This is a genomic window from Thermodesulfobacteriota bacterium, from assembly GCA_026415035.1.
Lineage (GTDB): Bacteria > Desulfobacterota > BSN033 > BSN033 > UBA1163 > RBG-16-49-23.
Map to the genome: position 1 here is coordinate 51567 of JAOAHX010000006.1, position 21098 is coordinate 72664.

General features: G+C 58.7%; 17 protein-coding genes. 8 read left to right on the forward strand and 9 right to left on the reverse strand.

Annotated elements, in window-relative coordinates; genetic code table 11:
* Positions 1-2: 2 nt before the first annotated feature.
* Positions 3-713, reverse strand: coding sequence for a DUF4197 domain-containing protein (locus tag N3G78_05435; GenBank protein MCX8117360.1), 711 nt, complete (start codon positions 711-713; stop codon positions 3-5).
* 125 nt (positions 714-838) lie between these two features.
* Between N3G78_05435 and rsmG the strand changes: the two genes are divergently transcribed.
* The 7 genes from rsmG to N3G78_05470 all read left to right on the forward strand — a co-directional run bounded on the left by rsmG (position 839) and on the right by N3G78_05470 (position 10634).
* Complete coding sequence (rsmG, locus tag N3G78_05440) at positions 839-1495, forward strand: 16S rRNA (guanine(527)-N(7))-methyltransferase RsmG (protein MCX8117361.1); 657 nt, start codon at positions 839-841, stop codon at positions 1493-1495.
* A 728-nt stretch (positions 1496-2223) separates the two neighbouring features.
* On the forward strand, positions 2224-2871 hold the full coding sequence (locus N3G78_05445) for a hypothetical protein (protein MCX8117362.1): 648 nt from the start codon (positions 2224-2226) through the stop codon (positions 2869-2871).
* Positions 2872-2887: 16 nt separating this feature from the next.
* On the forward strand, positions 2888-4315 hold the full coding sequence (pyk, locus tag N3G78_05450) for a pyruvate kinase (protein MCX8117363.1): 1428 nt from the start codon (positions 2888-2890) through the stop codon (positions 4313-4315).
* 41 nt (positions 4316-4356) lie between these two features.
* Complete coding sequence (hflK, locus tag N3G78_05455) at positions 4357-5388, forward strand: FtsH protease activity modulator HflK (protein ID MCX8117364.1); 1032 nt, start codon at positions 4357-4359, stop codon at positions 5386-5388.
* A gap of 3 nt (positions 5389-5391) precedes the next feature.
* On the forward strand, positions 5392-6264 hold the full coding sequence (gene hflC, locus N3G78_05460; protein MCX8117365.1) for a protease modulator HflC: 873 nt from the start codon (positions 5392-5394) through the stop codon (positions 6262-6264).
* A 186-nt stretch (positions 6265-6450) separates the two neighbouring features.
* A complete protein-coding gene (gene mgtE, locus N3G78_05465) occupies positions 6451-7803 on the forward strand; it encodes a magnesium transporter (GenBank protein MCX8117366.1) in 1353 nt (450 codons plus the stop codon).
* Positions 7804-7931: 128 nt separating this feature from the next.
* A complete protein-coding gene (locus N3G78_05470) occupies positions 7932-10634 on the forward strand; it encodes a cation-translocating P-type ATPase (GenBank protein ID MCX8117367.1) in 2703 nt (900 codons plus the stop codon).
* On the opposite strand, the gene N3G78_05475 is transcribed toward N3G78_05470, so the two are convergent.
* The 8 genes from N3G78_05475 to rpoD all read right to left on the reverse strand — a co-directional run bounded on the left by N3G78_05475 (position 10623) and on the right by rpoD (position 19242).
* Positions 10623-11591 (reverse strand): 6-phosphofructokinase, encoded by a 969-nt coding sequence (locus tag N3G78_05475; protein ID MCX8117368.1) that lies wholly within the window; start codon positions 11589-11591, stop codon positions 10623-10625. The genes N3G78_05470 and N3G78_05475 overlap by 12 nt on opposite strands.
* Before the next feature lie 70 nt (positions 11592-11661).
* Positions 11662-12300 (reverse strand): HAD family phosphatase, encoded by a 639-nt coding sequence (locus N3G78_05480; protein ID MCX8117369.1) that lies wholly within the window; start codon positions 12298-12300, stop codon positions 11662-11664.
* Entirely contained in the window at positions 12297-13106 is an 810-nt protein-coding gene (locus N3G78_05485) for a uroporphyrinogen-III synthase (protein ID MCX8117370.1), read from the reverse strand. The genes N3G78_05480 and N3G78_05485 overlap by 4 nt, the downstream gene beginning before the upstream one ends.
* A complete protein-coding gene (gene hemC, locus N3G78_05490) occupies positions 13103-14044 on the reverse strand; it encodes a hydroxymethylbilane synthase (GenBank protein ID MCX8117371.1) in 942 nt (313 codons plus the stop codon). Before hemC ends, N3G78_05485 begins: the two co-directional genes overlap by 4 nt.
* Positions 14031-15350: a glutamyl-tRNA reductase gene (gene hemA, locus N3G78_05495; protein MCX8117372.1), complete on the reverse strand. Its 1320-nt coding sequence runs from the start codon at positions 15348-15350 to the stop codon at positions 14031-14033. Before hemA ends, hemC begins: the two co-directional genes overlap by 14 nt.
* A 30-nt stretch (positions 15351-15380) precedes the next feature.
* Positions 15381-16208 (reverse strand): c-type cytochrome biogenesis protein CcsB, encoded by an 828-nt coding sequence (gene ccsB / locus N3G78_05500; protein ID MCX8117373.1) that lies wholly within the window; start codon positions 16206-16208, stop codon positions 15381-15383.
* Positions 16209-16219: 11 nt separating this feature from the next.
* Positions 16220-17566, reverse strand: coding sequence for a B12-binding domain-containing radical SAM protein (locus tag N3G78_05505; GenBank protein ID MCX8117374.1), 1347 nt, complete (start codon positions 17564-17566; stop codon positions 16220-16222).
* Positions 17567-17667: 101 nt separating this feature from the next.
* Positions 17668-19242, reverse strand: a complete 1575-nt coding sequence (rpoD, locus tag N3G78_05510; protein ID MCX8117375.1) for an RNA polymerase sigma factor RpoD — start codon at positions 19240-19242, stop codon at positions 17668-17670.
* Between the two features lie 556 nt (positions 19243-19798).
* Here rpoD and N3G78_05515 point away from each other — a divergent pair.
* Positions 19799-21028, forward strand: coding sequence for an acyl-CoA/acyl-ACP dehydrogenase (locus N3G78_05515; protein ID MCX8117376.1), 1230 nt, complete (start codon positions 19799-19801; stop codon positions 21026-21028).
* Positions 21029-21098: the final 70 nt, after the last annotated feature.

Consider the following 21098-nt stretch of genomic DNA (forward strand, 5'->3'; position numbering starts at 1 on the left):
TTCTATTTGCCGAACACCTCTTTCAGAAGGTCCGTGGTGCGGGCAGCAGGATTGGTGCGGATCTTCTTCTCCTCCTCGCCGAGGACGTGAAAGAGCCCGTCAAGGGCCTTGGTGACCACATAGTGATCGATATCAAAGGTCTCCTTTTTGACGAAAGGGATGGATTCATACCGTCCGACCAGTTCCTTGTACTGACGGGTCACCCCCACTTCGTTCATCGCCCGGTCGACGATGGGTTTGAAGAGGGCCGCAAGCTTATCAGCGGTTTTTCTCTTAAAATATTCTGTCGCCGCGGTCTCGTGGCCCGAAAAGATCTTCCTCACGTCTTCGAAGGTCATCTCTCCGATCGCATCCCAGAAGATCTGTTTGGCAGAAGGGGCGGCCCTTTCCGCGGCCCGGTTCATGCTCAAGATGAATTCATCGACCTGAGGCCCATAGCCCACTGCCCTCAACCCTTTCTCGAGGGTCCGGAGTTTCTCGGGCATCAAAATCTTGATGGCCTCGTTGAGGAAGTAGCCGTCGGTCTTTCCGGTGAGTTTGACCGTGTTTTCCGTGCCCACCTTCAGGGCCTCCTTCAACCCTTCGCCGATCTTCGCATCGGTCAATCCTTTCTGCTCGCCGATGCCTATGCCTTTGAGGAGGCGGTCGAGCTGGGCAGAAGCGGGAGGTGAAAATAGGAAGAGGATGAAAAAAAGGGGGATGATACGAACCATCTGGCCGACCTCCTTTCTCGATGGTCGTTTCGGACCTTCCAACCCATCATACCCCTCCTTTCGTTGGATTTCAATCGAAAATTTCCCAATGGCCAAAGCGTTAGGTCTGTGATATAAGAGAGCCGATGGAGGCCCGAAACAGGATCCTTCTGATCAAAGGGGCCAAGGCCTTCGGGATCGTCCTGACCGAACGTTCCGTGGAGGCCTTCGATCTCTACCTCCGGGAGCTTCTCAAGTGGAACCGGAAGATGAACCTCACGGCCATACGGAGTGAAAAGGAGATCGTGGTGAAGCATTTTATCGACTCCCTCGCCGTGGTCCCCCATCTGTCCGGAGCTACTGCCCTCCTCGACATCGGCTCAGGAGCGGGTTTCCCAGGCCTCCCCATCAAAATGGTCATGCCTGACCTCGAGGTGGTGCTGCTGGAATCCGTTCAGAAAAAAGTCCATTTCCAGTCTCATGTCATACGGATTTTGAGACTCCAAGGGGTCAAAGCCATTCACGGTCGGGCCCAGGACGAAGAGGTCCTCGGATATTGGGAGGGGAGATTCGATGCGGTGGTCGCACGGGCTTTTTCCGACCTGAAGACCCTGCTCCGCCTTGGAAATCCCTTTTTGAAATCCAAAGGCCTTCTTATCGCATTGAAAGGACCGGCATTTAAACGGGAGTTGACCTCCCTCTCTTCTCCGGAGGTCTTTCCTCTCCGGTTAGACCGAAGGGTCGATTATACCCTCCCTTTCACCACGCTCCATCGAACCCTCCTGCTATTTAGGAGGGATTGAGGTCAGGCTCTTCCTCGTTCCCAGTGGTTTTCTGTCAAAGAGGCGAGGTGGCTGGGAAGATCTGCATCGACCATCAGGAAGGAGGTGTGGAAAGGAGAACTCCTTCCGCCCACCTTTTCGCCTCGATCTTGGGAAATGGGGGCATTAAGGGGATTGGGGCAACGGTAATTCGGGTCTACAAACCCCTACACTCCCCACCGGCTCTTGGAGGTAAAGAGTTTGTGCTTAATCGAGGTCCCTCTTTCTTCTAAAAAGAGTTGCAAGGGCTACCCTCCCATCCTTTGCCTTGATTCCCTCCTCACTGAAGGAGAGGGTCTATCGAGCGGATGGAGTCGATCTCGGGGTCAAGCAGGGCCAAGGGCTTTTTCATCGGCTTCGGTTTCAAGGCCCAGGAGGTCCTTAAAAGAATCAATCTCTAAGGGCTCAATTGACCGAAATCCAACCGATCGGTTTTGACCATGGTCCCTCGCCTTTTCACCCAAACCCGGTACTTTCGAGACCTTCGGGGTCGAATCGACCCGGTTTAAACCCATTGGCTCTTTGACGGAGACCTAACGCTACCCTGCGCAAAAGATGCGTAATGAGTCAAGCCCTCGGGGATAAAAAAGGGGAAAAGATATTCATTCCGACCGTCTCTCCCTTTTCCCAGTAGAGGTCTTAATCAAAATATGTTATCCAGAATGGAGGAGAGGCAAAGGAAGGCCTCCGATTCAAATCGGGAGGACCTGATGGATGAGACATCGAGCTTGAGGGGAGGGATGACCATGAAGGCCTATCGTTGGCTTTTTGCGTTCCTGCTGGCCTTCGTTCTCTCCGGCTGTGCCAAAGGCGGGACCCATCTCATTCCCATTCGGTATGAACCCCAAAGGGATTTCGCCTCCCTTTCGGCGAGGATCGGGCCGACCCTGGGTCTGGTCGACTTCCGGGATGAGCGACCCGACCCGCTCTATATTGGCCGCCACACGCCCTACGAAGGCACGCCGTCCTATTTCAAGAGCGATCCCTTTCCCCTGTCTCAGGCGATGATGGAATCGATCTCCCGAACCCTATCGCGCTTCGGGGTGAAGACCCTCTCCATCCCGAGCTGGGATGGGAAACCGGAGTCCCTGAAGGGGATCGAGGCCGATTCCGTCCTGAGGGTGGAGATCCGGAGGTTCTGGACCGAGGGACGGGCGGCCGCGTTTCGGACCCACGCCAAGACCTCGGTTCATCTGGTGATCCACCTCGGAGTGAAGCGGGAGGGGAAGGTCTTCACGAGGAATGTCGAGGTAGAAAAGGAAGGGACCTGGGCCAGATTGACCCCCCAGAGGGTCGAGGCCCTGGTCAATCAGGCCCTGGCCGAGATCCTTGATGCCTTTTTTGCCAACCCTTATTGAACAAGACAAAGGAACGATGAACGACCTCCGCCCACGAAAGACGAAGATCGTCTGTACCCTCGGTCCCGCGAGCGAATCCCCGGCCGTCCTCAAATCGCTGATCCAGGCCGGGATGGACGTGGTCCGGCTCAATTTTTCTCACGGAACGCACGAGGAGCATCTCAACAAGATCAAGGAGATCCGGAGGCTCTCCGACCAACTTCAGAAGCCTGTGGCCATCCTTCAGGACCTTTCCGGACCGAAGATCCGGGTCGGCAGGGTGAAGGAGGGAGGCGTGGAATTGAAACGGGGTGAGAAATTCACCCTGACCAACCGGAAGATCTCGGGAGATGAGAGAGGCGTCTCTGTCAACTATGCGTCTCTTCCAAGGGAGGTGAAGGCTGGAGACACCCTCCTCCTGGCCGATGGGGCCATCGAACTTCAGGTCCTGAAGAGCAATGGCCAGGACATCGAGTGCCAGGTGACGGTGGGAGGACGGCTCACCTCTAACAAGGGGATCAACTTTCCGACCGGCACGATCCGTATCTCCCCCTTTACCAAGAAGGACAGAGACGATCTTCTCTTCGGCCTTCGGAACGGTGTGGACATGGTGAGCCTCTCCTATGTGAAGGATGCGGGGGATATCGAGAGGGTGAAGGGTTTCTTGAAGAAATATTCCTCCTCCCTTCCGGTCATCGCCAAGATCGAGAGGAAGGAGGCCCTGGAGAGGATCGACGAGATCCTCTCGGTCTCCGATGGCATCATGGTCGCCCGTGGAGATTTGGGCGTGGAGACTCCGATTGAGAAGATCCCCAATGTTCAGAAGAGGCTGATCCTGAAGGCCAACGGCCTGGGAAAGCCGGTGATCACCGCGACCCAGATGCTCCGGTCGATGGTCGATCAGAACCGGCCCACCCGGGCAGAGGTGACCGATGTGGTCAACGCCATCTACGACGGGACCGATGCGGTCATGCTCTCGGAGGAGACGGCCATTGGGCGGTTCCCCGTGGAGACGGTCCGGATGATGGCCAAAATCGCCACGGCGGCCGAAGAGGAATTCCCCCACCATCGGTTTATCGAGAGAGGAAGCGAAGGGGAGGGCGGCCTTCCAGAGGCGATCAGCCATGCGGCCTCGATCCTCTCCGAGAGGGTGAAGGCCGTGGCCATTGTCGTTCCCACGGAGTCTGGGAGCACGGCACGATGGGTGTCGAGGTTACGTCCGCGGCAGCCCATCCTCGCCCTGAGCCGCCATTATTCCACCGTCAGAAGCCTCAATCTCTGTTGGGGGGTCTATCCGATCCTCGTCTCCGATTGGAGGGACACGGACGATATGCTCGAGCGGGCGAAACAGGTCCCCAAGAAGATCGGGATGGCCTCCAAAGGGGACCGGATCGTCATCATCGCGGGGGTTCCCATCAGCATCCCCGGCACCACCAACTTGATCAAGGTGGAGGTCGTGGAATAAAATGGAGGGCATCCGCTTTTAGCACCGCAAGAGGCGAGACGATGGCTTGGCAGGACGATGATTACGGGAGAAGGTCGAGGCCTCCGACGATGGAGGAGGTCCTGGGTGGCGTTCGGGAAAGGTTCAGGGGGTGGGGAAGCAGAAAATTTCTCATCGCCCTCTTGGCCCTTCCAGTCCTCCTCTGGCTGGCCTCCGGGATTTACATCGTCGGTCCGGGCGAGGAAGGGGTGGTCCGGCAGTTCGGAAAGGAGGTGGACCGGACGCCTCCTGGGTTGCGGTACCGGCTTCCCTGGCCCATTCAGACCCACAACGTCGTCCACCTGACCAAGGTGAGACGGGCCGAGATCGGTTTCAGGACGGACCCCTATTCTGGAAAGGTGAAGCCCGAGCCGAAGGAGGCCCTGATGCTCACCGGCGACGAGAACATCGTCGATGCCCAGCTCTTCGTCCAGTATGTGGTGAAAGACCCCTCCCAGTTTCTCTTCCGCGTTCGAAATCCGGAGGCGGTCTTGAAGTCCTCCGCGGAGGTCGCCCTCCGGAGCGTCGTGGGAAGAAATACGATCGACTTCACCATGACCGAGGGCCGGGTGGTCGTTCAGGACGAGATCAAGAAGTACCTTCAGGCCCTTCTCGATGAATACGAGACGGGACTGATGGTGACTGAGGCGAGGCTCCTCGTGGTAGATCCGCCCGAGGAGGTCAAGGATGCCTTTCACGATGTGGTCAGGGCGTGGGAAGACCGGGAGCGATTGGTTCGGGAGGCGGAGGGTTACCGGGAGGACCTCATTCCCAAAGCCAAAGGGGAGGCCGCCCAGATGGTCCAGGCTGGAGAGGCCTATAAGGAACAGCGGGTGATCCGGGCCCAGGGAGATGCGGGCCGATACTTGGATGTCCTCAAGGCCTATCGAAAAGGGAGAGAGGTCACCCGGGAGCGGCTCTATCTGGAAACCCTCGAGAAGATCCTGGCGGGTAAGGAGAAGTATATCCTCCCCCCCGACGGAGGCTCGGTCCTCAAATGGCTTCCGCTCAAAGAAGGGGCTTCCGTCAAAGAGAAGGAAGGAAAAAAGGAGTAGGCGATGAATGGAAGGAAACGGATGGCCACGATCCTCCTGGTCTTGATCACCCTTCTCCTCCTTTCCGGCTCCGCCTTCACGATCGACGAGAAGGAACAGGCGATCATCACCCAGTTCGGAAAGTATGTCCGGACGATCAAAGAGCCGGGGTTGCACTTTAAGATCCCCTTCATTCAAAAACTGCACCTCTTCGACAAACGGGTCCTCACCACGGATGCGGCCGCGGTGGAGTATATCACCCTCGACAAGAAAAGGGTGGTCGTCGATCACATCTCGAGGTGGAAGATCGAAGACCCCTTGGAATTCTACCGGAGCGTGAGGACCGAAGCAGGGGCGCTGGCCAGGCTTGAGGATATTCTCGTGGCCCGTTTAAGGCAGGAGATCGCCAAACACACCTTCATCGGGTTTATCCGGGAGGAGAGGGAGAAGATCGTGGAGGCGGTTGCCAGGGATGCCCATGAACTGGCCAAGCGTTTCGGCATAAGGGTCATCGATGTGAGGATCAAGCGGGCCGACCTCCCCAAGGAGGTCCAGGCCAGCGTCTATGCCCGGATGCAGGCGGAACGGCATCGGATCGCCAAGCGTTATCGCGCAGAAGGAGAGCAGCGGGCCAAGGAGATCCGGGCCGAGACCGACAAGGAGCGGGAGATCATCCTCGCCAAGGCCTATCAGCAGCAAATGAAGCTTATCGGGGAAGGCGACGCCCGGGCCACCGAGATCTATGCCTCCGCTTACGAACAGGACGCGGAGTTTTACTCCTTCCTCCGGAGGCTTCAGGCCTACGAAAAGTTCTTCGAGGGAAAGACGACCGTCCTCCTCGAGTCAGATTCCGAACTCCTCAAATACTTCCGAAGCCCCCGCCCCTCGGGCAAATAAGTCTGTTAGAGGCGAGCCCTTTAAGGGGGGAGGAACTTCTCTCCCTGCTCCTATCCTGTTCATGGACACTCCCTGACGTTTGGAACGGGTCCGGAGGGAGGGCGATCCGGACAGACGGGGGATTGGGTGACCCAGAGGGGGCGATGGACGGAGGCATCTGCCTCGGAGGACGAAAGAGGGGGCTCAATGAAATTTTATCGATTGATCAAACCGGAGGTCCAGGCCTTAATCGAAGAGAGAAGATGGGCCGAGTTGAAAGAGGCCCTGAAGGGAATCGCGGTCCCGGATATCGCCGATCTGTTGCTCGATCTGGGAAAGAAGGACCGGATCATCCTCTTCCGCCTCTTGCCCAGGCCATTATCTTCCGAGGTATTTACCTATTTGGAGTCGAGCCACAAGGATGCCCTCCTCAAGGAGATGACGGACGGGGAGACCCGCTCTCTTCTGGCCGATCTCAGCCCGGATGACCGCACCGAGATCTTCGAGGAGCTCCCGGGACAGGCCACCCAGAGATTGCTCAACCTCCTCGATCCCGAGGACCGGAAAGAGACCCTGAAACTGCTTGGCTATCCCGAAGAGAGCGTGGGGAGGCTCATGACCCCGGACTACGTGGCCATCCGCCCCGAGTGGACGGTGGAGGAGGCCCTCAACCATATTCGGACGAGGGGGAAGGACAGCGAGACGATCAATGTCGTCTACGTGGTCGATCCCTCCTGGAAACTGTTGGATGACCTTCCCCTTCGACGCTTGATCCTTGCCAGGCCGTCCGATCCGGTTGAACAGATCATGGATCATGCCTTCGTCAGCATCTCCGCCTACGAAGACCGGGAGAGGGCGGTCCGGCTCATCCAGCACTACGACCTCGACGTCCTTCCGGTCGTCGATTCGGAGGGGATCCTGGTCGGCATCGTGACGGTCGATGACGTCATGGACGTGGCCGAGGAGGAGGCGACCGAGGACTTTCAGAAGGTGGCCGCCGTTGCCCCGTTGAAGATGAACTATCGGGAATCGAGCATCTGGTCTCTTTACCGGAAACGGGTCGGGTGGCTCATCGCCCTGGTGCTGGTCAACCTGGCCTCCTCGGGGGTGATCGCGGCCTACGAGGAGACCCTGGCCTCGGCGATCGTCCTGGCCTTCTTCATCCCCCTCCTGATCGACAGCGGTGGGAATACGGGCAGCCAGTCGGCAACCTTGATCGTCCGGGCCATCGCGATGGGCGATGTCAAACTGCGGGAGTGGTTCTGGGCCGTCAGCCGGGAGATCGGGGTGGGCCTCCTCCTCGGGTTGACGATGGGCGTGGGGGCTTGGTTGCTCGGGGTCTTCAAGGGAGGATACGAGATCGGGATCGTCGTTGGATTATCCATGGCCTCGATCGTGGTGGTCGCCAACCTGGTCGGGGTCGTCCTCCCCTTTCTGCTGAGTCGACTTCGAATGGACCCCGCGGTGGCCAGCAGCCCCCTGATCACCTCCATCGCTGACGCCGTCGGTTTAGCGATCTATTTCTCCATTGCCACCTGGGTGCTTCGCACCCCCGGATGAAGCTGGGCTCAGGGTTGAGAGTCCCTCTGTTCGGGTAGGGTCAAGGATCATTCCACAGGCGAGGATTCGAGTAGACATCCCATCGTTCCGGGAGAAAGGAAGCGTGGGCCATGCGTCGCTGGCATTCGATGGAGGCAGAGCAGGTTCTTCAGCATCTCGAGACGAACCTCGAGCAGGGGCTGAGCGAGGGAGAGGTTCAGAGGCGCCTCCGGAGATATGGCTTCAATGAATTGAGAAGGGAAGAACGGATCTCTCCCCTTTCCCTCTTCTTCCGCCAGTTCAAAAACCCCCTTCTGATCATCCTCATGGTGGCCATCGGGCTTTCCGGCCTGGTGGGAGAGGCGGTCGATGCGGCCATCATCGCTGTCATCCTCCTCTTCTGCGTCCTCCTCGGCTTCATTCAGGAGTACCGGGCCGATCGGGCCCTGGAGGCCTTGAAGAGGATGCTCACCCCGACGATCACCGTGAGAAGGGAGGGCAGAGAGAAGGAGGTCACGATCAGGGAGTTGGTCCCGGGAGATCTTCTGGTCCTGGAGGCAGGAGACCGGATCCCGGCGGACGGAAGGATCGTGGAGAACCACTTCCTGAGATGCGACGAGGCCGCTCTGACCGGCGAGTCCATTCCCGTCGAAAAGGAGATTGCTCCCTTGCCCGAAGGGGTGAGGGCTGGCGATCGGAGGAACATGGTCTTTGCGGGCACCAGCGTCACCTTCGGAAGGGGGATGGCCGTCGTCACCTCCACCGGGATGGAGACCGAATTGGGAAGGATCGCCGGACAGGTGACCTCGGTCAGGGCGGAGAAGACGCCACTCGAGCGAAGGACGGAGGAGATCGGAAAGTGGCTCGGAATCGGCGCCCTTTCGGTCTGTTTTTTAGTGGCCGCCTTCAGCATCCTCCGGGAGGCCCTCACCGGAAGGGTCGATTTCCCCTTCCTCGTCCGGATGGCGATGTTCACCGTGGCCTTGGCCGTGGCCGCGGTCCCAGAAGCCCTCTCCGCCATCGTGACCGGCGCCCTGGCGATCGGAATGCGGCAGATGGCCAAGAAGAATGCTCTGATCCGTAAGATGCCCGCGGTCGAGACCCTGGGCTGCACCACGGTGATCTGCACGGATAAGACCGGCACCCTCACCAGAGGCGAGATGACGGTGCGGAGGATATGGGCCGGAGGCCGTTGGGTGGAGGTTTCGGGCTCGGGTTATGCGCCGCAGGGAGAGATGAGAGGGTCGGGCCTTCTCCATCCGGAAGACCTTCCCGGCCTCCGGCTCCTCCTCCTGGGAGGGTTGCTCTGCAATGACTCCTCTTTGGAGGCCGAGGAGGGGAGATGGACCATCAAGGGCGATCCCACGGAAGGGGCCCTGGTGGTGGCAGCGGTCAAGGCGGGGATGCGCCAGGAAGAGACGAGGCGCGAGAACCCGAGGATCGAGGAGATCCCCTTCAGCTCCGAAAGGAAGAGGATGACGACCATCCACCAGATGAAAGACGGCCGAAGGCTCGCCTTCATGAAAGGGGCTCCCGAAGAGGTTCTGGCCAAGTGTGAACGGTGGATGGTGGAAGGGGAGCTCCGACCCCTGGGAGAGGCCGAGAGGGCGGAGATCCTCAAGGCGAACGAGGAGATGGCCCGGGATGCCTTAAGGGTCCTCGGGTTCGCTTACAAGGAGTGTCTGGAAGGAGCCGGATGTGAAATCGAATCGGTCGAGGCCGGGATGGTCTTCCTCGGGCTGGCAGGCATGATCGACCCGCCCAGGGAGGAGGCGGTCGAGGCGATCCGGGTCTGTCAACAGGTGGGCATCAAGCCGGTGATGATCACGGGCGACCACAGGATCACGGCCCTCGCCATCGCCAAGGAGATGGGGATTTACCGCGAAGGCGATTCGATCCTGACAGGCGAGGAGCTGGAGCGGATCTCGGAGGAGGAACTCACCGAGAGGGTCGATCGCATCACGGTCTACGCCCGGGTCTCCCCTTTGGACAAACTGAAGATCGTCAAGGCCTGGAAACGGAGGGGGGAGGTCGTCGCCATGACGGGCGATGGTGTCAACGATGCGCCCGCCCTGAAACAGGCCGACATCGGGGTGGCCATGGGGATCACGGGCACGGAGATCACCAAAGAGTCAGCCGACATGATCCTGACAGACGATAATTTTGCGACGATCGTGACGGCCATCGAACGGGGACGATGGATCTACGACAATATCAAGAAGTATCTGATCTACCTCCTCGAGAGCAATGTGGTGGAGGTGACCTTTGTGGGCGGGATGGTGATCCTGCTCGGACCGGAATATCTTCCGATCCTTCCTGCGGCGATCCTATACATCAATCTGGCCACCGATGGGCTGCCGGCCCTTGCCCTCGGGGTGAGTCCCCCCGACCCAGACATCATGCAGAGACCCCCTCGGGACCCCAAAGAGAGCGTCTTCACTTGGGACGTGAAGGCCTTCGTCCTGATGATCCTCGTCGTCGAGATCCCGATCCTCTCGTTTCTCTTCCTGAGGGAGCTTTCCGATCTGACCCACGGGAGGACGTTGATCTTTTTCTTCTTCGTCATCACGGAGCTGGTCATCGCCCTCCATCTCCGTTCCACCAAATATAGCGTCTTCACCGTGCCCCCGCACCGATGGCTCTGGATCGCCCTGGCCTGGGAGATCGTTCTCCTTTTGGCCATCCTCCAATTCCCCCGGTTGCTGGCCACCTTCGGGATCGACAAGCCCTCCCTCGAGGACCTCTGGATCATTTTTGGCGCTTGCGCGGTGCTCACGATCGGGATGGAGGTGGTCAAAGGCCTGGTGAGGAGAAGAGCCTCCTTCTTTAGGAAGGGGGATTCACTGGGCTAATATCCTGGCCATCTTCAAGAGCTCGAGGTCGAGGGGCTTCCTCTTCGAGGCCACGTCGCCGAGCGAGGTGAGGGTGATTTTCCCTTCCTGGAGGCCCACGAGCACCCCGCACTCCCCTCGGGCCAGGGTATCGGCGGCTGCCGAACCGAGGCGGGTTCCGAGGAGGCGATCGAAGGCGGTGGGCGTTCCGCCCCGTTGGACATAGCCCAGGATGGTGCTTCGCAGCTCGAAGCCGTGTTCGGGATGCTCCTGAAAATATTGGGCGAGCCTCCGGGCGTTATAGTAGGCGCCCTCGGCCACGACGATGAGGGCGTGGGACTTTCCCCGTTGGTAGGCCTCTCTCAGCTCCCTTGCCACCGCCTCTGGTGCGGTCTCGACCTCCGGGAGGATGATGGCCTCGGCGCCGCCTGCGATCCCGGTCATCAGGGCCAGATAGCCACAATCCCTTCCCATCACCTCCACGAGGATCGCCCTCTGGTGGGAGGAGGCAGTCACCTTGAGCCGATCGATGGCCTCGAGGGCGATGTTGAGGGCGGTGTCGACCCCGATCGTGATCTCCGACCCGTAGAGGTCGTTGTCGATGGTGGAGGCCACGCCGACCACCGGAAAGCCCTTGAGGGAGAGGGCATGGGCGCCTGTCTGGGACCCGTTTCCTCCGATCACCACCAGGCCTTCGATCCCCATCTGGCGGAGGAAGGCGAGGGCCTTCCCGATCCCCTCTTCGGTCTTGAACTCGGGGGATCGGGAGCTTCCGAGGACCGTGCCTCCGTGCTGGAGGATGTTGCTCACGTCCCTGGGCCCGAGCCGCCTTGCCCTGCCCGCGATCAATCCCGCAAAGCCCCTCTCGATCCCATAGACCTCCATGCCATGGCCGATGCCGGTTCGAACCACGGCCCGGATCGCCGCGTTCATGCCGGGCGCATCTCCTCCACTGGTCAGGACTGCGATTCGTTTCATCCGACAACGCCTCCGTTCCCGTTTCGATGGGCCGGGATTCAACCCCGTCGACGAAGGATCCACCCCTCACTCAACCCCGATCCAACATTCCGGAGAGTTCCTTCCGGAGCTGATCCGAGGAGAGAAAGTGGATCCCTTTCATGCCCATCGAGATCGCGGCCTCCACGTGGGTTTTCATGTCGTCGATGAAGAGGATCCTTCCGGGTTCGACGCCTGCCCACTCGATGGCCCTCTGGAAGATCTCCTTGGCCGGTTTTTTCCATCCCACCTCGTGGGAGAGGATCCACCGCTCCAGTTCCCTCACCACGGGGAATTTGGAGAGGATGTAATCGAAATGGAGGGGGTTGGTGTTGGAGACGAGGCCGAGCCTCTTTCTTCCTTTCAACGCCCGGATCGTCTCGCTCACCTCCACGTCCTCCCAGAAGATGTCGTTCCAGATGGGGGCGAACTCCTCGAAGGAGAGGCCGAGCTGGAGTTCCTCCTTCAACGCGTTGAAGAAGCGGTCGGTCGTGATCCTCCCCTTTTCGTAATCGTTGATGGCCCCATGTTCGAAGTCGAAGAGGTAGGAGAAGATCCGTTGGGGATCCCGATAGGAGGGATTGGCCGTGTACCGGGAGAGCTTCTCGGCGATCTGATAATGATTGAAGGGCAGGATGACGTTGCCCAGGTCGAAGAGGATGACCTCGATCGGGCCCCGATCGGTGCTCATCGCGGCCTCCTGGGCGGATAGGCCTCCCGACGAAAATATCGTTCGATCGCCCGGGTCAGAGCAGGGATGGTATATACCTCCGGCTGAATATGAACCCTCAAACCCGCCTCCCTCGCGCTTTCGGCGGTCACCGGTCCGATGCAGGCGATGGCCACTCCTTTGAGTAAAGCCGGGACCTCCTCCCCTTTGAGGAGGTCGATGAAATGGTGGACCGTCGAGGAAGAGGTGAACGTGACGACGTCGACCTTCCTCTGCCCGAGGAGTTTTTTCAGCCGTATTGAGGCGCCCTTCGGTTTGACGGTCCGGTAGGCCTCCACCTGATCGACCCGGGCTCCCATCGATTGCAACCCTTCGGGCAGGACCTCCCTGGCCCTCTCCGCCCTGGCCAAGAGGATCCGTTTGCCCTCGATCCCTTTCCTTTTTAACCCTCTCAAAATCGATTCGGCCACAAACTGTTTTGGGATATACTCTACCCTGACCCCTCGCTTTCTTAAGGCCTCGGCCGTGGCCGGACCGATGGCACAGATCCTTGCCTTGGAAAGGGAACGAGGGGTCTTTCCCATCTCTTTCAATCGATCGAAGAAGAAGGCGACCCCATTGACGCTCGTGAAGATGATCCAGTCGTAGGATCGAAGAGAAGAGATCGCCCGGTCCATCCCCTCCCAGCTCCGGGGAGGGACGATTTCGATCATGGGCAAGGGGATCACCTCGGCCCCCAATCTTTCGAGCCGGGAGGCAAAATCGGCCGACTGCTCCCGGGCCCGGGTGACGAGGATCGTCTTGCCCGAAAGGGGTTTTTTCCTCACGGGGTTAGCGACCTCCCGTAGACTTGGTCGAGGATCTCCTTTGCCCCACGACCGAGAAGGATCTCCGCCAATTCGAAACCGACTCGCTCTGCCTCCTCGGGTCGGCCTTCGAGATGGTGTCGCAGAAGCCTCTTTCCGTCGATCGTCCCCACCAATCCGTCCATTTGAAGGAAGGAGCCCACGACTTGGGCAAAGGCCGCGATGGGCACCTGACAGCCCCCTTCCAGCCTCCTCAGGAACGATCTCTCCGCAAGGACGGCGAGGGAGGAGTCCCTGTCGTTCAGAAACCGGATCTTCTCCTCCACCCCCTCATCCCCTTTCCGGGTCTCGATCCCCAGGGCCCCTTGGCCGATGGCCGGAAGGGAGATCTCGGTCGAGAGAATCTCCGTCGCCCTTTCCAAAAGGCCGAGCCTTCTCAAACCCGCGCTGGCCAGGACGATCCCATCGAGGTCGCCCTTGGCGAGCTTTTTGAGACGGGTATCGAGATTGCCCCTGAGGGGGATCAATTTCAGGTCGGGCCTGAAGTGAAGCAGTTGGGCCTGGCGCCTGAGGCTGCTTGTGCCGATCTTGGCCCCTGGCGGAAGATCCTTCAGGCGCACGCCCTCTCTTGAAACGAAGGCGTCACGGGGATCCTCCCTGAGGGTGATGGCAGCCAGATGGAGGCCATCGGGAAGCTCTGTGGGGACGTCCTTGATGCTGTGGACCGCAAGATCGATCTCTTTCGCGAGGAGGGCCTCCTCGATCTCTTTCACGAAGAGCCCCTTGCCGCCGATCCTGGACAGAGGGGCATTCTGGATCTTGTCGCCCGTCGTTTTGATTCTGATCAGGGAGACCTTGAGACCAGGGTGTCTTGCTTCGAGCCTCTCCTTCACCCAGTTGGCCTGAAAGAGGGCGAGGGGGCTTCCCCGGGTGCCGATTTTCAGTTCACGAGGGACCATCCGGATCGAACGTCCTTTCTTTCCTCTCCCGTTGAGGGGCCTCCGGAAGCTGAAAGAGCGTCCGGAGGGCATCGACATAGAGGTTGGACATCCCCTCTTCGTCCTTGCCTTTGAGCCGGCTGATCGGACCGTGGAGGATCTTGTTGACGATGGCCAGGGTCATCGCCTCGAGGGATTGTCGCTCCTTCTCCGAGAGTTGGGGGTGGAGGGCGAGCATCTTGGCCACCTCCCTCTTTCGGATCTCTTCACACTTCTCCCTCAGGGCGACGATGGTGGGGGTGAGGTCGAGGGATTGGTACCACCGGACAAATTTTCCGACCTCCTCCTGAACGATCGCCTCCGCCTTCTGGGCCTCCTGCTGCCGGTCCTTCATATTCTCGTAAGCCACCTTCTGGAGGTCGTCGATGTTATAGAGGTAGACATTTTCCAGCTCTCCCACCGCCGGTTCGACATCCCGGGGATCGGCGATGTCGATGAAGAAGATCGGCCTCTGTTTTCGGATCCTCATCAATTTTGAAATTTGGGATTGGAGGAGGAGGTAGTGGGGAGAATCGGTGGCGCTGATCACAATATCGGCCCTCTTCAACCCTTCCTCCAGTTGATCGAAAGGGAGGGCTTCGGCCTGGAATTCGGAGGCCAGAGCGAGGGCCCGTTCAAAGGTTCGATTGACCACGAGAATCTTTCCGACCCCTTGAGCCAGAAGGTGCCTCGCCGCCAATTCGGCCATCTCTCCCGCGCCGAGCAAGAGGACCGTTCGTTGCTTCAGGCTCTCGAAGATCCTCTGGGCCAATTCGACGGCCACGGAGCTTACGGAGACCGCGCTGTTGCCGATGCGGGTTTCGGTCCTCACCCGTTTGGCTACGTAGAAGGCACGATGGAGGAGTCGGTGGAGGATGAGGCCAGAGGCCTTCGACTCCGCCGCCATGGCGTACGCGGACTTGAGTTGCCCAAGGATCTGAGGCTCGCCGACCACCATCGAGTCGAGGCTGGAGGCGACCCGGAAGAGGTGTCTCACCGCCTCTTCCCCGAGTTGATGGTAGAGGTTTTGTTCAAACCGGTTCAAAGGGATGCCGTGAAAATCGGAGAGAAAGGCCTTGAGATCCCGGATCGTCCTTTCGGTCTCGCCCGAGACCCCGTAGAGTTCCACCCGATTGCAGGTGGAGAGGATCATGCCCTCTTTCAACGAGGGGAGGGACCGAAGGCGCGCCAGGGCGGTCTCCATCTCGGACTCCTGAAAGGCCAACTGTTCCCGGAGGTCGATGGGCGCTGTCTTGTGGTTCAGACCGAGGAGGACGAGTTCGTGCATACGGATCCGGCACCTTCGGATGGGCTTGGGTCAGGGCTCCCAGTTCGCATAGGTGTGGAGCCCCGGCAGGAGGAGGTTGACGCCTAAAAACGTGAAGAGGACGGAGAAAAAGCCAACGATGGCCATGATCGCGGCCTTTCTCCCCCTCCAGCCGACCGTCAGGCGCTGATGGAGCATGGCCGCATAGAGGAACCAGGTGATGAGCGACCAGGTCTCCTTGGGGTCCCATCCCCAGTATCTTCCCCAGGCGTATTCGGCCCAGACCGCACCCGTGATGATGCCGAGGGTGAGCATGGGAAACCCGAAGGTGAGGGCCTGGTAGTTGAGGTCGTCCAGGACCTTGAGCGAGGGGAGCCTCCTTGCCAAGGCCCCGACCTTTTTCGATTTGAGTTGGTGTTCTTGAACGAGATAGAGGACCCCGCACCCGAAGGCCAGCGTGAAGATGGCGTTTCCGAGAAAGGCGAAGAAGACGTGGAAGGGATGCCAGAAGCTTCTCAGTACGGGGGCCAAGGGGAGGACCTCCTTGGGGAGGGCATAGGCGAAGAGCATGAGGATGAGGGCGATGGTGGTGAGAAAGGCCCCGAGGACCTTGATCGGGTATCTCACGGTGGCCATCAACAGGATCCCGACGATCATCCAGGCATAGAAGGAGAGCGATTCATGAAGGTTGGTGACCGGGGTATATCCGGCCTCGAGGTAGCGGGCGATCAGGGCGAAGGTATGAAAGACAAAGCCGAGGATCACCATCCCCGAAGCCAGCTTGGAAAGGAACTCCCTGAAGAAGAGGATATAGGCGAGGTAACCCAGGGTCCCGAGGAGGTAGAGGAGCGTCGCTATTTGGAAGAAGGTCACGTTCATCAGACCTAATTTTACCACTTTTTGGTCAATTGATGAAACTGGAGGTTTAGGACGAGATAGAACAGGGGATGGATCCAAGGCCTCTTCAATACCCTCCTGTAGATCGAGGGGAGAGAAAAGACCTCCTTCCAGACCCTCCGCATCCCCCTTTGGAGTTCCTCGACGGACATCCGCAGGGGTTTGTAGACGACATTGAGGGAGTCGTATTTCTCCCAATCCCTGCAGAAGATCCTGCCCTCTCTTTCCAACCGTTGAAACGATTCCGTGCCGGGATAAGGGGCCATGATGAAGGTGAGGGCCCAGTCCAGTTTGGCCTCGTTGCAGAAATCGATGATGCGCTGAAAGACGCCCGGGTCATCGTCGTCCAGGCCCACGATGAAGGTCCCCATGATGCCGATGCCGTGGTCATGGATCCTCTGGACGGCTTCGAGATAGCGCGAGGGTTGATTGAATCCCTTGCCCATCGTCTGGAGATTCTTGAGGGAGAAGGACTCGAAGCCGAGATTGATGGCGATGCACCCGCTTTCGGCAAAGCCTTTGAGGAGCTTCGGATCGAAGGCGATCGAGACCGGAGCATGGCCATACCAGAGCAGGTCATACGATTTCAGCAGGGAGACCAGCTCGAGGGCAAACCGTCGGTCTCCGGCGATATTGGAATCGATGATATAGAGGAGCCTCCTCTTGAGAAAGTAAGGCAGATCGCGATTGAACAAGGAGAGGACCCTCTTCAACCATGGGTCCATGACAGGCCCTTTTTGGAAGAGGGTCGACAGCTCCCGATCGATCTCTTGGAGGGGACGGCTCCGGTACCGATAACCGAAGAAAAGGGAGACGCCGCAGAAGTCGCAATGATGAGGGCATCCCCTGGTCGTTTCCAGAAGTTTCAGGGGGAAATAGGATTGGCTCTTAAGCAGCTCTCTTCTCGGGAGGGGGAGCGAGGCGGGATCGACCAATCCTTCGGCCCGGTAAATCTTTTTTAATTGTCCCCTTCTAAGGTCTTCGATCACCGAGGGCCAAATCCCTTCTGCCTCGCCCACGACCACGGCATCGACGTGCTGGAGGGCCTCCTCCGGAAGCAGGCTCGCATGAACCCCCCCCATGACCACCGGGATCCCCCTCTGCTTGAACGCTTTGGCAATCTGGTAGGCCCGGGGGGCCGAAGGGGTCTGGGCCGTGAGGCCCACCAGGTCGACCTTCTCGTCGAAGTCGATCTTTTCGCAGGCCTCATCCACGATCTTGACCTCGATCTCCGGAGGGGTGACCGCGGCCACGTAGGGGAGGTTGAGAAAGCCGAGTCGGAAGAGAAAGGCCTCTTCCTTCTTCCTCTCCCTCTCGGGCGCGACGAGGAGGATCTTCATCGATTCAAACTTAACCGATTCCGCGTCTTCAAGACAAGAAGGTGGCTCCAAAGGGGAGAGATTCTAAAAAAGCGGGCTTTCAGGGGGATCTTTTCAGCCTGTCAACACTCCATGAAACTCCTGAGCTTCTCCGCACGGCTCGGGTGGCGCAGTTTTTTTAGGGCCTTCTCCTCGATCTGACGGATCCGCTCCCGGGTGACCTTGAATTCCTGGCCCACCTCCTCGAGGGTGTGGTCATGCTCCTCGCCGATCCCGAACCGCATCCTCAGGATCTTCTCCTCCCGCTTGTCGAGGGTGGAGAAGACATGCTGGATCTGCTTGGTCAGGTTGGCACTGATGGTCGCATCCTGAGGCGAGAGGGAATCTTTGTCTACAATAAAATCTTCCAGACGGCTCTCCTCCTCGTCGCCAATGGGCGTTTCGAGGGAGATCGTCTTCTTCGTGGCCTTTAGGATCTTTTGAAGGTGGGAGAGGGAGACGCCCATCCTCTCGGCGATCTCCTCGAGGGTCGGTTCCCTTCCGATCTCCTGGACCAGGGCCTGGGAGACGCGGTTCAGTTTGTTGATCACCTCGATCATGTGGACGGGGATGCGGATGGTGCGGGCCTGATCGGCGATGGCCCGGGGGATGGCCTGGCGGACCCACCAGGTCGCATAGGTGCCGAACTTGTATCCCCGGCGGTATTCGAACTTCTCCACCGCCCTCATCAACCCGATATTGCCCTCCTGGATCAGATCGAGGAACTGAAGTCCCCGATTCATATACCGCTTCGCAATGGAGATCACCAGCCTCAGGTTGGCTTTGATCAATTCGGTCTTGGCCTCCCGGACCTGGTGTTCGGCCCTTTCGATCGACCGGATGGCCTCTTTGAGCTCCCTCGAGGAGAGGCCGCATTCCCGTTCGATCTGGCGGATTCTCTGCTGGAGGTGGCGAGCGATTCGGGCCCTTTGCCCACCGACCGTCGGCCTCGGTTCTCCCACCTTTCTCCACTCCTGATGGGCCTTCTCGAGCTCGATATGGAATTGTTTCAGCCTTTCGACGATTCGATCGATCTGTCCCTCTTTGAGGTTGATCCGTTTAAAGAGGCGGATCACCTCCTCCTGTTTTTTCTGGATCTCCGCCTCGATCGCCCTCTTCGAAGCGCTCCTTTTCAGGGTTTTCCATCTCCTCTGGAGTTTTCGAAGGGCCTCGGTCTCCCTCCGGATTTTATCGATGAGGTAGAGCAGCCTTCGCTTTAGGTACCGCTCTTCTCTCACCATGTCGCCTTCATCTTCGACCTCGCTGGTGATCTCGCCGACCCTCATGTTGCCCATCCGGAGCCCCTCCCCGAGGGCGATGATCTCCTGGATGGCCACGGGGCAGTTGAGGACGATGCGTAGGATCTCTTCCTTTCCACTTTCGATTCGCTTGGCCACCTCCACCTCTCCCTCGCGGGTCAACAAGGGGTAAGAGCCCATCTCTTTCAAATAGATCTGAACGGGATCGACCGATTTGACCTGGGAGTTTAAGGAGTCGGCCTCAGGCTCCTCATCTTCGGATAAGGAGGGACCTTCTTCCTCGAGGTCAATGACCGGAAGTTCGTCGAGAAACTCGATGCCCAGGTCTTCGGAAAGGGGGGCTGGATCGTCTCCGTTAAACTCGAGGAGGTCGGTCATCTCTGGGTCCCGATTTTCCATATCTTTCTCCTCTCCTGTTGGATCGGTTTTGACCCTAATTTAACGACTCCCGTTGAGGAAATAATCGGGCCAGGTGGGACGATGAATCTTCTAAGGATTATTAATAAAAAAAACCGCAACCGAGGCCTCCGAGCCCCTTTTTGCGGTTTTTTTTCTATCGATGCCTCATCCCCGAGTTCATCTTGGGCAACTATAATCGATTCTCCAAAAGATATCAAGAGGATTTGGATAGATTCCGATGGGAGCCGGAAGGTCTCCTCATCGATTTCGAAGGGCCTTAACCAGAAAGGTTTGGGCCCCGAATCCCCTCTCCATGAATCTTCCGAGGCACTATAAAGGAACGAAGGGATCTTTCTCCAGGTGTTCTCGCCATAGCGGTAGAGACCCGCCGGGGGGAAAGGCCAGAAGGGCGGTCGATTTGGCCGTGGGGAGATACCGCTTATCCCTTTTGTGCCCCCTTTGTCAACAAAAGATCCCTTGATTCTGGAGGGGTTTTGGGTAAAGAATGCTATCGGTCATCCATCTCGGCATTCGCCACCTTGGGGAGGGGTCGGTTATGTTTGACATCTTGCTCACCGAAGAGGAGAAATGGCTGAAACAGGAAGTGCGGAGGTTCGTGAAAGAGAGGGTTCCGAGCTCCTTGATTCGGGCGATGGATGCGGAAGAGGTGAGGTATCCGAAGGAGTACATGGAGGCCCTGGCCTCGGAAAACCTCCTCGGGCTTCGATTTTCGAAGGAGTGGGGCGGAAGGGGAATGAGTTGGACCGCAGAGGTAGCGGCGATCGAGGAGATCGGGGTGCTCGGCTCGGGCATGGCCTGCCTCTATTCCCTGGTGAGCATCGTGGGCGAGGCGATCCACGAGTTCGGCACTCCCGAACAGAAGGAGAGGTACCTCAAGCCCACGATCGAAGGAAAGCTCTGCTGCGCCGAGGCCCTGACCGAGCCCAGGGGCGGTTCGGACTTCTTCGGGGCCACGACCCTTGCGAGAAGGGACGGTGATGATTTTATCCTCAGCGGCCAGAAGAGGTTCGTGGTGGGCGCCGAAGGGGCCGACTACTTTCTGGTCTATGCCAAGACCGCGCCCGAGGCAGAGCCCCATAAGTCGATCTCCTGCTTCATCGTCGAGAGGAAGATGGGGGTCGAGGTGAAACATGTCTACGGGCTTCTTGGCTCCCGTGGAGGAGGGACAGGCCGTCTCTATTTCAGGGACACCCGTGTGCCGGCCAGCAACCTGGTAGGGCCCTTAAACGGAGGTTTTCTCGTCTTCAACCGGATGATGATCCCCGAACGACTGACAACCGCGGCCGGGGCCCTGGGCATGGCAAGGTGCTGTTTGGAGATCGCCACCCGTTACAGCCACAGGAGAAAGGCCTTCGGCGAGCCCATCCGGAGGTTTCAGGCGGTCAGTTTCAAAATCGCCGATTCGATCGCGAGATTGGATGCCGCAAGAAGCCTCGTCTATGTGACCGCAAAGCATGTCGATTCAGGGCTCGATTCGAGGAGGATGGTCTCCGAGGCCAAGAAGATCTCGACGGAGATGCTCTGGGAGGTCGTCAACCATTCGATGCAGGTGATGGGCGGCATCGGGTATACGAACGTCTATCCCATCGAGCGCTTCTTCCGGGATGCGAGGCTCCAAATGATCTGGACCGGGACGAACGAGGTGATGAACCTCCTCATCCAGCACGAGTATTATAAAGAGGTGTTGGAACAGACGGGCCAGGCGAGGGATGTCGAGGCCGATGCCGGCGACTTAGAAGGCGACGAAGAGAAGGTCTATGAATGAGAGGTTGAATCATTTTTTCAATAGCCATTGAAAAATGATGCTTGAAAGTCCAACGATTTTCATAGAAAAT